11 protein-coding genes are annotated in these 14,536 nt (G+C 69.4%); 6 read left to right on the top strand and 5 right to left on the bottom strand.

What is annotated here, in order from left to right:
• The first annotated feature begins 472 nt into the window (after positions 1 to 472).
• From FIV50_RS04835 to FIV50_RS04820, 4 genes are read left to right on the top strand one after another with little or no spacing between them, the layout of a single operon-like run.
• Positions 473 to 2,764: a sigma-70 family RNA polymerase sigma factor gene (locus FIV50_RS04835; RefSeq protein WP_140036446.1), complete on the top strand. Its 2,292-nt coding sequence runs from the start codon at positions 473 to 475 to the stop codon at positions 2,762 to 2,764.
• Between the two features lie 30 nt (positions 2,765 to 2,794).
• Entirely contained in the window at positions 2,795 to 3,166 is a 372-nt protein-coding gene (locus tag FIV50_RS04830) for a YrdB family protein (RefSeq protein WP_140036445.1), read from the top strand.
• A complete protein-coding gene (locus FIV50_RS04825; protein ID WP_140036444.1) occupies positions 3,163 to 4,527 on the top strand; it encodes an FAD-binding oxidoreductase in 1,365 nt (454 codons plus the stop codon). Before FIV50_RS04830 ends, FIV50_RS04825 begins: the two co-directional genes overlap by 4 nt.
• Positions 4,520 to 4,927 (top strand): NUDIX hydrolase, encoded by a 408-nt coding sequence (locus tag FIV50_RS04820; RefSeq protein ID WP_140036443.1) that lies wholly within the window; start codon positions 4,520 to 4,522, stop codon positions 4,925 to 4,927. The genes FIV50_RS04825 and FIV50_RS04820 overlap by 8 nt, the downstream gene beginning before the upstream one ends.
• Positions 4,928 to 4,939: 12 nt before the next feature.
• On the opposite strand, the gene nagB is transcribed toward FIV50_RS04820, so the two are convergent.
• From nagB to FIV50_RS04795, 5 genes are all read right to left on the bottom strand, one after another.
• Entirely contained in the window at positions 4,940 to 5,719 is a 780-nt protein-coding gene (gene nagB / locus FIV50_RS04815) for a glucosamine-6-phosphate deaminase (protein WP_140036442.1), read from the bottom strand.
• Positions 5,712 to 6,677 (bottom strand): ROK family protein, encoded by a 966-nt coding sequence (locus FIV50_RS04810; RefSeq protein WP_181164337.1) that lies wholly within the window; start codon positions 6,675 to 6,677, stop codon positions 5,712 to 5,714. Before FIV50_RS04810 ends, nagB begins: the two co-directional genes overlap by 8 nt.
• Before the next feature lie 58 nt (positions 6,678 to 6,735).
• The gene (locus FIV50_RS04805; RefSeq protein ID WP_140036441.1) at positions 6,736 to 7,923 is read right to left on the bottom strand and encodes an ROK family transcriptional regulator; all 1,188 of its coding nucleotides are present in this window, start codon (positions 7,921 to 7,923) and stop codon (positions 6,736 to 6,738) included.
• 79 nt (positions 7,924 to 8,002) lie between these two features.
• Entirely contained in the window at positions 8,003 to 11,257 is a 3,255-nt protein-coding gene (locus tag FIV50_RS04800) for a family 20 glycosylhydrolase (protein ID WP_140036440.1), read from the bottom strand.
• Positions 11,248 to 12,465: an alanine racemase gene (locus tag FIV50_RS04795; RefSeq protein WP_140036439.1), complete on the bottom strand. Its 1,218-nt coding sequence runs from the start codon at positions 12,463 to 12,465 to the stop codon at positions 11,248 to 11,250. Before FIV50_RS04795 ends, FIV50_RS04800 begins: the two co-directional genes overlap by 10 nt.
• 25 nt (positions 12,466 to 12,490) lie before the next feature.
• On the opposite strand from FIV50_RS04795, the gene FIV50_RS04790 reads away from it, so the two are divergent.
• Positions 12,491 to 12,898 (top strand): RidA family protein, encoded by a 408-nt coding sequence (locus tag FIV50_RS04790; protein ID WP_140036438.1) that lies wholly within the window; start codon positions 12,491 to 12,493, stop codon positions 12,896 to 12,898.
• Between the two features lie 96 nt (positions 12,899 to 12,994).
• On the top strand, positions 12,995 to 14,515 hold the full coding sequence (locus FIV50_RS04785) for a L,D-transpeptidase family protein (RefSeq protein WP_140038632.1): 1,521 nt from the start codon (positions 12,995 to 12,997) through the stop codon (positions 14,513 to 14,515).
• The last annotated feature ends 21 nt before the right edge of the window (positions 14,516 to 14,536 follow it).

The following is a 14,536-nucleotide window of genomic DNA, read 5'->3' as shown; positions in this document are numbered from 1 at the left end:
TCGCGAGCGCATCGGGGCGCGGGCGTGCTCGCTCCGGCCATGCCGTCCGAGTGGGTGAGGGGCCGCCGTTCCCCAGATCGGCGGCCCCGTCACATTTCCCTCCCATGTGCGAGAGCTGGCGGGCCGAGCGCTCCTCCCCCGAGGTGCCCGACCCGCCATGCCGGTGCACTTACCCCTTGCACCAGCGCCTGAGCTCCGCCCCCCGGTGGAGCCCCATGGCTGTCTCTAGTGATGAGACGACGTCGACGCCGATTCATTACGCGATTTCCCAGATCTTTTTTTCAGGATGCCCTCCAGAACCGATCGATCTGCCCGTGACCAGGCATTTATAGGAGTCCAGAAATTTGCGATCAGTTTCTCGGAAGGGGTGGCAAGCCTGAGAGATTGGAGAGAGAATGGAGATGGCGCGTGATGAAAATGGGGTTCACGCGTCTCTTCATGTGGAGGCGCACTCGCGCTCCACGACAGATGGATGACTGTGGATCAGGACAGCACTTCGCACGACGAAACGATCGCCGACGCCGATCTCGTCCTGCGCACCCGCTCGGGTGACGCAGCGGCCTTCGGTGAACTCTGGAGGCGGCACTACCCGTCCGGTATGTCCGTCGCTCGGTCGATCACGTCGTCGATCGACCCCGACGATCTGGTGCAGGAGTCCTACACCCGCATCTATCAGGCGATCATCAAGGGCGGCGGGCCCAACGGCTCCTTCCGCGCCTATCTGTTCACGAGCATCCGCAACACCGCCGCCGCCTGGGGGCGTTCTCGGCGCGAATCCGCGATCGACGAACTCGACAGCGTCGCCGACCCCGACAGCACAGACCAGGCGGCCAACGAGGCCCTCGACCGCAGCCTGACCGCGCAGGCGTTCCGCAGCCTTCCCTCCCGCTGGCAGGAGGTGCTCTGGTACACCGAGATCGAGCAGATGAAGCCTCAGGAGGCCGCAACGCTCCTCGGCATGAAGGCGGGCGCCGTCTCGCAGCTCGCATTCCGGGCGCGCGAAGGGCTTCGCGAGGCGTGGATCCAGGCTCACCTCCGCAGTGCGGCGGCCGGCTCCGACTGCCAATGGACCATCGAGCACCTGGGCGCGTACTCACGCGGCAATCTCAGCACGCGAGACCACAACCGTCTCGAGCAGCACCTCGACGAATGCGCACGCTGCATGATCGTCGCCGCCGAGGCGAAGGACGTGTCGACGCGACTCGCCCTCGTGCTGCTGCCGCTCGTCCTCGGCGTCACGGGTGCCGCAGGGTATCTCGCCACGCTCCAGGGCGGTGGCACGCCGATCGTCGCGCTCGCAGCCATGCCCTCAGGAATCACCGAGGGTGCGGTCGTCGTCACAGGAGCGGCAACGGGCGGCTCCTCGAGCAGCACGGCCGGAGGCGGCGCAGCCGGAGGCGGCGCAGCCGGAGGCGGCGCGGCTGGAGGCGGCGCAGCAGGAGGCGGCGCAGGCAGCGCTGCGAGCGGCGGCATCTTCAGCGGTGTCGGCGCGCTCGTCGGCGCCGGTTCAGCCGCCCTGGTGGTTGCGGGCGTCGTGGCGGCCGCGACCATCGTCCCGACCCTCGCCGGAGTGACACCGGTCGCATCGCTTCCCAGCGCCGGCGACAGGGACTCCTCGTCGATCAGTTCCGACGTCGGGCCCGACGAATCGATGTCCGACGAGAAGACACCGGTCGACGACGATGTGGAGCCCGAACCCGAGCCCGAGCCGGTCACGCCCCCCGTCGACGCACCCATCACCCCTCAGCCCTCAGAGGACATCGCGCCCGCTATCGTCGCAGCGCCCTCTCCGGTGGAGACATCGAAGCCGTCACCGGAAGAGGATGTCCCCGAGGAGGGAACTCCGGGAGAAGAGACTCCGGGCGAAGAGACCCCGGGCGAGGAAACCCCCGGAGAAGAGACCCCGGGCGAAGAAACCCCCGGAGAAGAGACCCCCGGCGAAGAAACCCCCGGGGAAGAGACCCCCGGCGAAGAGACCCCCGGGGAAGAGACCCCCGGCGAAGAGACCCCCGGAGAAGAGACCCCCGGAGAAGAGACCCCCGGAGAAGAGACCCCGGGCGAAGAAACCCCGGGCGAAGAAACCCCCGGAGAAGAGACCCCCGGAGAACCCGCGGCACCCACGACCCCGATCGTGGTGACCCTCGCCGATATCTGTCTCGACGGTCGAGCCATCACGTATGTGACTCTGAACGTGTCCGGTGACCCGGGCGCCGACATCGAGGCCCTGCTCGACGGTAGCCACGGCGGTGCGGACAGCACATCGCTGAGCGACGCCGGAACCGGAACTATCGAGCTGCGCCCGGGACTCGTGCAGATCATCCTCGGCGCGACCGTCGAGATCCACTATGTGACGGCGGCCGGTCCGCTCCTGCCGGTCACCACAAGCCTCTCGGCGCTCGGGGTGAACCCCAAATCCGTTCTACTCGCGCCCGCGTGCGGTGCACCTGCCGAAGATGCCGTCGAGACCACGCCCGTGCCGACGCCGGACGACACGGCCGTGCCCGTGCCGGAGCCGACGGACGTGGCGGCACCCGCTGGCCCGGACGAGACAGCGCCCGCGACCGTGGTCGAGACTCCGGATGCAGAGGTGGTTCCCGAGACCCCGGCTCCCGAACCGGCCGCTCCCGTCGAACCTTCCGCTCCGACAGAGACGGCTCCTCCGGTGGAGCCGACGGTCGAAGAAGAGACCGCCCCCGTCGACGAGACTTCGCCGGCAGTCGACGCGGTCGTCCCCGCTGCAGAAGAGGGCGTCCCCGCGCTCTGACCCGCCATCGGCGGCGAATAGACTGGATCCATGTCCCAGGATCCCGCCTCCGTCCCCGGCGTCGACCGCCCCAGCATCGCTCCCCTCGACATCATCCGATCGGTGGTCCTGATCGTCGCCGTGGGCACGCTCGCGCTGTGGGGATTCGCGATGTGGCCGTTCCCGTGGAACATCGTCATCGGCATCGGCGCTCCGATCGTCGTGATCCTGATCTGGGCTCTCTTCCTCTCCCCTCGGCCTGTGCTGCGTCTGCACCCGTTCCTGCGGGTCGTGGTCGAGCTGCTGATCTACGTCGGTGTCACGATCGCGTGGTGGCTGATGGACCAGCCGATCATCGGCACCGCATTCGCCGTGGTCGCTGTCGGAGCCGGCGTGGTGAGCGGTCGGCGTCGCATCCGATGAGCACTCTCGACCAGCTCGTCGCCGCGCTCGGCGACATCGTCGACATCGATGCCGCGACCCTCGAAGAGGCCCGCGCCGACCGGTCAGGGCACGCGGCGCCGGGTCAGCCGCTCGCGGTCGTGCATGCCGAGACCGTCGAACACGTCCAGACCGTGATGCGTATCGCCACCCGGACGGAGACCCCGGTCGTGGTGCGCGGGGCGGGCACCGGCCTCGCCGGAGCGGCGAACGGCGGCGAGGGTGAGATCGTCCTCTCCACCCGTCGGATGACCGCGATCCACGAGATCCGCGCAGATGACCTGCTCGCCGTCGTCGAACCCGGCATCCTCAACGCCGACCTCAACGACGTGCTGGCCGAGCACGGACTCTGGTGGGCGCCCGATCCCGCCAGCCGCGCGATCTCGACCGTCGGCGGCAACATCGCCACCGGGGCAGGCGGGCTGCTCTGCGCGAAGTACGGCGTCGTGAAGGACGCTGTCCTCGGGGTCGACCTGGTGCTCGCAGACGGCCGTCTGATGCGCCTCGGCCACCGCAGCGTCAAAGGCGTGACCGGACTCGACCTCACCTCTCTCGTGATCGGCTCGGAGGGCACTCTCGGCGTGGTCGTCGGCGCCACCCTGAAGCTGCGCCGACTCGTCGAGGGAACCACCTGCACGGTGACGGCGATCTTCCCCGACGTGCGCACAGCGGCATCCGCATCCGCCGCGGTCACCGCGTCTGGCGCGCAGCCGGCGATCATGGAGCTCATGGACTCCGCCAGCCTCGCCGCGGTCGCCGCCCTGCTCGAGCTGCCCTCCCCCGCAGCCGGGAGCGCGCAGCTGACGATTCAGACCGATGGCCCGGCCGCCGTCGCCGAAGCCACGACGATCGCCGAGATCCTGACGGCCCACCATGGTGTGACGCAGGTCTCGCACGACCGAGAGGAAGGCGAGCGTCTGCTGGCGATCCGCCGAGCGATGCACCCCGCCATGTCCGCTCTCGGCACGACCCTCATCGAAGACGTGTCGGTGCCGCGCAGCGCGATGCCCGCGATGTTCGACGAGATCGCTCGCATCGAGAAGGCCTACTCGATGACCATCCCCACGGTGGCGCATGCGGGCGACGGAAACCTGCACCCGAACTTCATCTTCGAGGGCACCGAACCCCCCGCTGAGGTCTGGGCCGCCGCAGACGAGCTGTTCCGAGCCGCGATCGCGCTCGGCGGCACACTGACCGGCGAGCACGGGATCGGAACGCTGAAGAGCCGCTGGCTGGCCGACGAGCTGGGAGACGACCAGTGGGAGCTGCAGCGTCAGATCACCCGCGTATTCGACCCGCTCGGCATCCTGAACCCCGGCAAGGTCTTCGCCCCCGATGCCTGACATCCACGTCAGCGCGGCGGTCATCGTCGACGACGCCGGCAGGGTGCTGGTGGTCCGCAAACAGGGCACGACGCGCTTCATGCAGCCCGGCGGCAAGCCCGAGCCCGGTGAGACGCCGTCGCAGACGCTGATCCGCGAGCTGCACGAAGAGCTCGGCCTGCGACTCGACGAGGCCGACCTGGAGCCCCTCGGAACGTTCGTCTCGGAGGCGGCGAACGAGCCGGGTCACCGGGTCGTGGCCGACGCGTTCTCGGTGTCGATCGCCGCCGCAGAGGTGGTGGTGCAGGCCGAACTCGCCGAGCTGCGGTGGATCACCCCCACCGACGCCGAGACGCTGCCGCTGGCGCCGCTCAGCCTCGAGCACCTGCTGCCGCTCGCGTGGCCTGTCACGCGCCCCTGAGCGCCGATCGGGTCAGATGCCCTGCCAGCTCGGCTTGTTGGCGTAGGTGTAGCGGTAGTAGTCGGCGAGCCTGAGACGCGACGCGGCGGCCTCGTCGACGACGACGGTGGCGTGCGGGTGCAGCTGGATGGCCGAACCGGGGAGGATGGCCGACAGCGGCCCTTCGACGGCATCCGCGACGGCCTGAGCCTTGCCCTCGCCGAAGGCGAGCAGCACGAGGTGACGTGCACGCAGGATCGTTCCCAGACCCTGGGTGATGCAGTGCTTCGGCACGTCGTCGATCGAGTCGAAGAAGCGCGCGTTGTCTTCCCGTGTCTGCACCGTGAGCGTCTTGACTCGTGTCCGCGAGGCGAACGACGACCCCGGCTCGTTGAAGCCGATGTGTCCGTCGGTGCCGATGCCGAGGATCTGCAGGTCCACTCCCCCGGCGGCCTCGATGGCCGTCTCGTAGTCGTCGCCCGCGTGCTGGATCGTGTCCTGAGCGCCGTTGGGCACGTGGATCCGGCGCGGGTCGAGCCCGAGGGGCTCCACGACCTCGCGGGTGATGACCGAGCGGTAGCTCTCGGGATGAGCCGGGTCGATCCCCACGTACTCGTCGAGCGCGAAGCCCCGCACCTGCGAGACGTCACGACCCGCGAGCTTCTCGCGCAGCGCTTTGTACACGGGAAGAGGCGTCGAGCCGGTGGCGAGGCCGAGCACGGCATCCGGACGCCCGTCGATCAATTCCACGATCTCGGCGGCGACCAGGGCGCCAGCTGCTTCTGCGTTCTCGACGATGACGACTTCAGCCATGGGAAACGATCTCCTTAGAGGGGGTGGTTGCGCCGACGACCGCTGCCCCGAAGGCCGCGGCGGGAGAGCCGGCAGGGAGCAGTTCGATCCTGTCGTCCAGGTGCAGTGAGCGCATGAAGGGCGAGGCCTCGGCGCCCGCCTGCAGTGCGCCGCGGACGCCCGCGAACAGTCTCTCTCCGAGCGAGGTGAGGCCGCCGCCGATGATCACGCGTTCCACGTCTGCGGAGAGCACGAGGGCCCGCACGGCAGCAGCCGCGCCGTGGAACAGGTCGGCGCGCAGACCGGCGGCGCGCTCGTCGCCCGCGTCGGCCGCGTCGAGGATGTCGCGCACCGGCAGAGCGCCCGGTCGATTCCACGCGCGAGCGAGCGCGCCACCGCCGCAGAAGGTCTCGATGCAGCCGCGCTGCCCGCAGCCGCAGAGCCGACCGTTCGGGTCGACCGAGAGGTGACCGACCTCACCGGCGGTACCTCGCGCGCCACGCCAGATCGTGCCGTCGATGACGATGCCGGCGGCGACGCCGGTGCCGAGGTTGAGGTAGGCCATGGAGCCGTCTATGCCGCGCAGCACTGCAGCACCGAGCGCGGCCGCCTTCACGTCGTTCTCGACGCGAACGGGGACTCCCAGCTGCCCACCGGCGAGACCGGCGAGATCCAGCGACTCGACGCCGAGGTTCACGGCATGGAGGACTCGACCCGTATCCGCGTCGACGAGCCCCGGGATGCCGACACCCACCGACTCGACGGCCGAGCGGGCGAATCCTCCTTCGAGGGCGAGCGCGTCGACGGCATCGAGAATGCTGACGACGACCGCATCCTCGCCCCATCCCGTCGGACGGCGCAGCCGCGCCAGGATGTCTCCGTCGGGCGACACGGCCACAGCATCGATCTTGGTTCCGCCGACGTCCAGGCCCACTCGAATGGGCCGACCGGACAGGCCGACGGTGATCGCATCCGTCATCGGATGGAGCTCCTGCTCGGCTTCGACTCGCGGACGCGGTCGCTTCCGCAGGCGCGGCTCACGAGACGCCCAGCTGACTGGAGAGCACCATCACGGCGGCGCCGCGCAGGACGATGTCGTCCTGATGGGTGCGCCGGATGAGCGCATCCTCGAAGACACCCTCGAGCGTGCGCGCGTGCAGGGTCTCGACCGCGGCGTCGATCAGCACGCCGTCGAGCAGGTCCTCGGGACCCGAGAGCACGACTTCGGACAGATCCAGGGCTGCCACGATCGGGGCTATCGCGATGCCCATGCGGGTGCCGGCGTCGCGGAGTATCTCGTCACGCGAGTCTGGAGCGGCTGCGATGGCTGGGCGCAGTCGCGTCTCGCTCAACCAGGCTTCGAGGCAGCCGTCTTTGCCGCACGCACAGCGGGGCCCGCCGTCTGTGCCGACCACGACGTGCCCGATCTCGCCCGCGGCGAAGCGGCTGCCGAGAAGCGGCTGGCTGCCGGTGATGACGCCTGCTCCGACTCCTCGACCGATCTTGATGAGCATGAAGTCGGCCTTCGCCTCGCCGAATGTGTATTCGGCGAGCACAGCGGCATTGGCGTCGTTGCGCACGAGCACCGGCAGATCGAGATCGATGCCGAGCTTCGCCTCGAGCGGCAGGTTGCTCCACCCCAGGTTCGGCGAGCTGAGCACGACCCCGTCTGGGCGCACGACGCCGGGGCTGCCGATTCCGACGCCGAGGATGGGCTGTGTGGCCGTCTCCGCGAGCGCGCGCGCCAGCTCGAGGGTGGCTGCGTAGGCGGCGTCGCCGTCTGCGTTCTCGGGTCGTGGCACTTCGCGCCGCTCGAGCACGTCGCCGTCGAGACTGAGCAGAGCGCCCACGAATGCGTGGGGGCCCGACAGGTCGAGCCCGATGATCTGATGACCGACACGGTCGATGTCGATGAGGATCGGCGGCTTGCCCGGTCCGATCGTCTCGCGCACTCCCATCTCGACGACGATGCCGTCGGCGATGAATTCGGCGACGAGGTCCGAGATGGTGACTCGCGTCAGGCCGGTCTCTCGCGAGAGGTCCGCCCGACTCATCGCACCCGAGTGGTAGAGAGTCTGCAGCACGAGTGCACGGTTGTGGCCGCGAGCGTGCTCCGGGAGCACCTTCGATCGCGAGCGCAGGTGGCGCCCCGGGCCGAAGGCGTGCGCGCTCGCGGCGACGTAATCTGGTGACGTCGAAGGACGCGATCCATCCGATACGGACATGTTTGTTAGTAGACCTTACGAACAAAAATTTCGCAACCCCTGCCTCTGGTAGCACAGGGAGGGTTACGGAAACGTTACATTATGCCGAGAGTACCCCGTCGGCGGTGTCTTGAGAGGCGGACAGACGCTCCACGAGTCCGGCCACGATCTCCTGCCTCGCCTCACGGGTGAGAGGCTTCCCCGGGACTCCAGGGCGCCTCTGCGCAGGCGTCGGACCGTCGAGAGGACGATACCGCACCCCCGACGCGGCGAGGCGTCTGAGGTGGGTCGGAAGCCTGCGGGCGAATCCCTCGTACGCGGGAGGTTCGCCGCCGTCCCACAGCCGCTCGGCGATCGCCGCGAGCCGGGGGAACATCGCGAAATCGACACGGTCCCGCGTCGGAAGGTGCTCGGTCCACACGTTGGCCTGCCCGCCGGCCGCGCCGTCCTCGATGCGGAGCGTGTACGCCTGCTCGATCGGCAGCGGTGGTCCGACCCTGATGGGCTCCTCCCCCGACTCCGACTGCGGATAGTCGAGATACACCTCGAGGTCGGGGCACGCGATCACGGGGATGCCACGTCGCAGCGCCTCCCGCATGGCGACAGGGCCCCGCCATGCGAGGACCTCCACCCCGTCGGGGACGTCGCCCTCGAGCACCTCGTCCCAGGCGAGGGCGGTGCGTCCGCGGCTGCGGACGTGCGCCACGAACTGAGCCGTGAACCACGGCTGCACGTCGTGCGGAGTCGCGAGACCGAGCTCGCGCATCCGCTCGCGCGCAGCAGCGCTCTGCGCCCACTCGGTCACGGGGACCTCGTCTCCGCCGATGCCGATCCACGGAGAATCGAAGAGATCGCACAGCGCGTCGATCGCCGCTCGCCCGAAGGCGAGAGCGCCGTCCGTCGGGGCGAGAGTGCGCGGGTTCACGCCGAAACGCGACCACGGCACCATTACAGGCTCGCCGACGTCCGTGTTGCCGAGCGCGGGATATGCGGCGAGGCCCGCCTGGATGTGCCCCGGCAGCTCGACCTCCGGCACGACCGTCACGAACCTCTCGGCGGCGTAGGAGACCAGGCCGCGCAGCTCGGCATCCGTGTAATACCCCTCATGCAGCCCCGGCTCGACGGTGGAGTGAGGCCCATGGCCCAGCTGCGTCTCCTCGCGGCGAGCGCCCACTTCGGTCAAACGCGGGAATCCGGGCACCTCGAAGCGCCACCCCTGGTCGTCGGTGAGGTGAAGGTGCAAGTGCGTGAGGTGGTGGTCGACCATCAGATCGACCAGACGCTCGAGATCCTCGACGGGGCGGAAGTGCCGCGCGACGTCGAGCATCACGCCCCGCCAGGCGTAGGCGGGCGCGGACTCCCAGATGCCTGCGGGGATCCGCGCACGGTCAGCGCCCGGTTCGCACAGTTGCCGCAGCAGGGTGACGCCCCGGAACACACCGGCCGGGGCGGCACCCCTGACCTCGATCCCGTGGGCGGCGACCGTGACGCGGAAGGCCTCGTGGCCCACACCCTCTCTGGCGAAAGGCTCCTCGGTGAGGGACTCGTCGACGAGCAGAGTGATCGCGGGGGTCGAGTCCGGAGCCTCGCGAGGGCCACCGATCCGGGATGCGCTCAGGGCGAGTGCGTCGGGGCCCATGACCGGAGTGCGAGCGGTCCAGTGGAAGGGCGCCGCGGCCGGGTCGATCACCGCGCGGATGTTCGGGACGGGCGCGCGATGAGCCGCGGGGGCCATCGTGAGAGCGCGACCCGGTGTCGCGCCGGATGTGCGGCCGGCCAGCACCACCGGCACGCCGCCGACGAGCACCTCGTCGATCCCGATCGGTGCCCGGTGCGGTGCGTCGAAGGTCGCCCCCGCCGAGATGGTCTCGGGATCGAACAGCACCAGATCGGCCGTCGCTCCCTCGCGGATCACGCCTCGCGGCGCGTCGCCCCGGTCGAGCCCCAGCCGCATCGCGGGTGTGCCGGACAGATGCCGCACGGCCTGCTCGAGCGAGAGCACTCCGAGCTCTCGGACGTAGTGCCCGAGATAGCGGGGGAAGGTTCCCCGGCCGCGCGGGTGCGGGCGCGCGCCGATCAGGATCCCGTCGCTGCCGCCGCAGTGCCGCGAGTGCCGCATGATCGCGCGGACGTTGTCCTCGTCGCCGATGTGCATCAGGATGCCGGTCGCGCCGCGGTCTTCGAGGATCGTGTCCAGCACGACGTCGACGGCGCGCATGCCCGACGACGAGGCGATCTCGTCGACGGTGCGCCCGACGAGGTCTGCGAGGTCGGGCGAGGAGGTGCCGGAGATCTGGATCGCCGACCAGTCGGCGCGTTCGCCGTGGAATCCGTCGCAGCCGATCTCCTCGAGCTCGACGCGAACGGACTCGCGTCCTGCCTCGTCGAGGGCGGCGATGGTCGCCAGCAGGTCTCCGCTCTCGGCGAGCCTGCTCGGCAGCAGGGCGGCCAGCGTCGTGGCGCCCGGAAGGTAGGGGTAGGTGTCGAGAGTGACGTCGACGCCGTCGTCGAGCGCCTCGTCCACGAGCGCCAGCAACTCCGCCGCACGGCCGCGGTTCGGTGCGAAGTTCATCGTCGCGTGCGTCAGATGGATCGGACACCCTGTGCGGCGGCCGATGTCGAGCGCCTCTCGATAGGCGTCGAGGGCTCCCCCACCGTAGCTTCGGGTGTGGGGTGCCCAGTACCCACCGCGTTCGGCGACGACACGACACAGCGCCTCCAGCTCGGCGGTGTCGGCGTACATGCCCGGGGTGTAGGTCAGCCCGCTCGACATCCCGAACGCTCCCGCGTCGAGCGCCTCGCCGAGGATCTCGGACATCGCCGCGATCTCCTCGGCTGTGGCCGGGCGGTTCTCGTGACCCACCACCATCATCCGCAGGTTGCCCTGTGGCACGAGGACGGCGGCGTTGCCCACCGACACATCGTCGATCGCGGTGAGCAGGTCACCCATCGAGCGCCAGGGGGCAGTGGACGGCATGCCGTTCCAGCCGGCGATCTGAGCGGGGATCACCTCTGCTGCGGCGTCGTCGAGAGGCGCGTAGCCGAGTCCGTCCTGGCCGAGCACCTCCGTCGTGACGCCCTGCAGGATCTTGGCGTCGTGCGCGGCTCCCTGCAGCACGGCCAGCTCGCTGTGGGCGTGCATGTCGATGAAGCCGGGAGACAGCACCAGCCCTGAGGCGACGATCTCGACCGCATCCGCCGGCAGCTCCAGAACGCTCTCGTCACCCTCGCGGATAACCGCCACGATGCGCGACCCCTCGACCGCGACATCGGCGACGAACCGCTCGGCGCCGGTGCCGTCGACCACCGTGGCACCTCGGTAGACCCGCACCGGCTTCTCCGCGCTCAGAAGCATGTCGCGACCGCTCCGATCACGCGCGGATCCGCCGCATCCGGGTCGTCGATCATCGCCACCACGCGCCACTTGTCGAAGGCCGTGCACGGGTGGGACAGGCCGAGGCGCACGACGTCGCCGACGGCGACACTCGCCCCGTCTGCGAGGTCGAGGAACGCGTGCTGGTCGTTGAGTGCCGTGATCCGCCCGTCGACCGACTGGGGAACGGGCAGGTCGAGGTCGAAGGGCACGTCGCGGCGCCCCGCATCCAGGAGCGCGAGCCCCTTCTCGGGATGGGAGACGACGCGCGACCAGGCGTGCATGGCAGATCGCAGAGGCGCCGTCGACGTCAGCGGGCCGAACGGCGACATGCGCGTGTAGAAGCCGTCGTCGTGGATCTGGAACGCCCCCGACCGCAGCACGATGTCGGCGTCGTCACGATGCGGGGCCAGTATCGCCGCGGCTCGGTCGGGAAAGGCGCTGCCCCCTGCGCTGAGCACCGGACGGACGTCGGGCGGGTACACGAGACGTCGATGAAGTTCGACCAGCGTCGAGAGATAGGCGTCGACCGCCGCGACCGACGCATCTGACCGATCGGGGCCGAACGGCCCCTCGTAGCCCGTGACACCGGCGAGCCGCAGACCCGGCGATGCGAGGATCGCCTGCGCGATGCGCTCGCCCTCCCCCACGCTGCGGGCACCGGTGCGGCCACCCCTGCCGCCGAGCTCGACGAGCACGTCGAGCGGGCGGTCAACATCCCTGAGGGCGTCAGCGAGGATGCCGACGGTGTCGACGGAGTCGGCCCAGCAGAGGATTCGGAGATCGCGATCCGCAGCCAGCAGTTCGCCCAGATGACGCGCGGCTGTGCGATCCGTGACCGAGTTCGCGATGAGCACCGTGGAGACCCCCGCCTCGACGGCGACCTCGGCCTGCCACGGCGTCGCGACCGAGATGCCCCAGGCCCCGGCATCGAGCAGCCGCTGCCAGAGCGCCGGCGCCATCGTCGTCTTGCCATGCGGCGCGAGGAGAACGCCCTGGCGCTCCGCCCACGCGAAGACGGTCGATTCGTTGTGGGCGATCGCGGCCTCGTGCACTGTCAGCACCGGAGTCACGAGGTCGGACAGGTGCAGGCCGGCCCCGGCGACCTCCGACAGCCGGAGCCCCGCGGATCGCGAAGGGAAACCCTTCGCCCAGGTGCCGAGAACAGGATCCGGGATTTGTAGAGGCATCTAACAAGGCTACTAGGCTGGCCTCATGACTGCGAAGATCCGAGTGTCGACCGACGCCGCGCCCGCCCCCGCCCACACCTTCTCGCAGGGCATCCGCAAGGGCCCGATCGTGCAGGTCTCCGGTCAGGGCCCCGTCGATCCCCAGACGAACGAGTATCTCTTCCCGGGCGATGTCGCGGCCCAGACCACGCGCACCCTCGAGAACGTCAAGGCGATCGTCGAGGCTTCGGGCGCGACGTTCGACGATGTCGTGATGCTGCGCGTGTACCTGACCAAGCGCGAGGACTTCGCGATCATGAACGACGCATACGGCGCCTTCGTGACCGCGCACACGACCAGCGGCATCCTGCCGTCGCGCACCACCGTCTTCACCGGCCTGCCGCGTGAGGAGATGCTCGTCGAGATCGACGGTCTCGCGGTCGTCACCGACTGACGCGATCGAGATCTCCACAGGTCCACGGACCGTTGTCTCCCCGTTATACGCGATCGCGTAGCATATCGGTAAGGACACGCGAGAAACCGGGGGGTGATGTTCGTGACCGATCTGATCTCAGCGCAGGATGCGAAGACCGAGAAGCTGACCGAGGCGACCGCCTCCGGTGACCAGCTGCAGACCGTCGCGCCCGGCGACTCCGGCAACGCGCCCACCGACTCCCAGCCGCCGAGCAGCGGCGACCAGGAGCTCGCCTGGGCGCCGATCGAGCCTGCCCCCAAGAAGAAGCGCCTCGGCCTGTGGATCGGTCTCGGCGTGGGAGTCCTGGCCCTCGGCGCAGGCGCCGCATCGATGATCCTGATCGCTCCGGGCACCACAGTCGCCGGAATCCCCGTCGGCTGGCTCACTCCCGGGGCCGCCGCAGAGACCATCCAGGCTCACGTCGCCGAGACCGAGGTCACTCTCACGGGAGCCGGTGACGACATCGTCCTGACCGGAGCCGACCTCGGCGCCGCGATCGACGCGAGTGCGCTCGCCGATGCGGCCTTCGCGGAGCGTCCGCTCTGGAACGTCACCGCGTGGATGGGCGACCCCGTCGCCGGCGACATCACTCTCGACCCCACCAAGGCGGAATCCGCGCTGCGCGAAGCAGTGCCGGCGAGCTTCGAAGACCCTGTCGACGCCGGCGTCGTCTTCGATGCCGCAGGCGGAGGCTATGCGATCACGCCTTCGGCACCGGGCACGGCCGTAGACGTCGACGGCCTCACCGCCGCCATCGTCGCGACGATCGCGGACGGCGGAAAGAGCCTCGAGTTCTCCGGCGGTCCGGCCGAAGCGGCCCCCGCCGTCACTGACGAAGATGCCACGACCTTTGCCACCTCACTGAACACGATGCTGGGTTCGATCGGCTTCTACATCGGCGAAGAGCGTGCGGTCCCCGTCGACCCGGCCACCGCCTCGACCTGGCTCTCGGTCGTCGACGACGAGGGCGAGCTGAGCATCGTCGCGGATGAGGCGGCGATCCAGGCGACGATCGACGCCCTTCCGGCATCCGTCAACCGGGAGCCCGTCAATGCGACGAACATCGTCGACTCCGGGGGCGAGATCCTTCGCACCGTCGCCGAGGGCACGAACGGCCGCGCGATCGGCGACACCTCGAACCTCGCATCCGATGTCGCGGCGAAGCTGGAGGCCGGCGAGGGCGTCTTCCCCATCGAGGTCACCGAGACTCCGTTCGAATCAGTCAACCTGGTTCGCAAGATCGATGTAGACCTGAGCTCTCAGACGGCGACCCTCATCGAGAACGGCGCCGTCGTCCGTTCGTGGGCGATCTCGTCGGGAAAGAGCGCGACGCCCACCGACACCGGCAACTTCAGGGTCTACGCGCATGTGCGTGAGCAGACGATGAAGAGCCGCGAGCCGGACGGATCGATCACCGAGACGCCGAACGTCCCCTGGGTCACGTACTTCAATGGAGACGAGGGTTTCCACGGCACCTACTGGCACAACGACTTCGGCAACCCGCGCAGTCACGGCTGCGTGAACATGCCGATCGACGTCGCCAAGTACGTCTACGAATGGTCGCCCGTCGGCCTCGAGGTGTCGGTCCACTACTGACCCTCGCTCCCCCGACCGAGC

This window comes from Microbacterium foliorum (assembly GCF_006385575.1).
Lineage (GTDB): Bacteria > Actinomycetota > Actinomycetes > Actinomycetales > Microbacteriaceae > Microbacterium > Microbacterium foliorum_B.
Note: the sequence above shows the minus strand (reverse complement) of the source record. Positions and strands in the feature narration are given on the sequence as shown.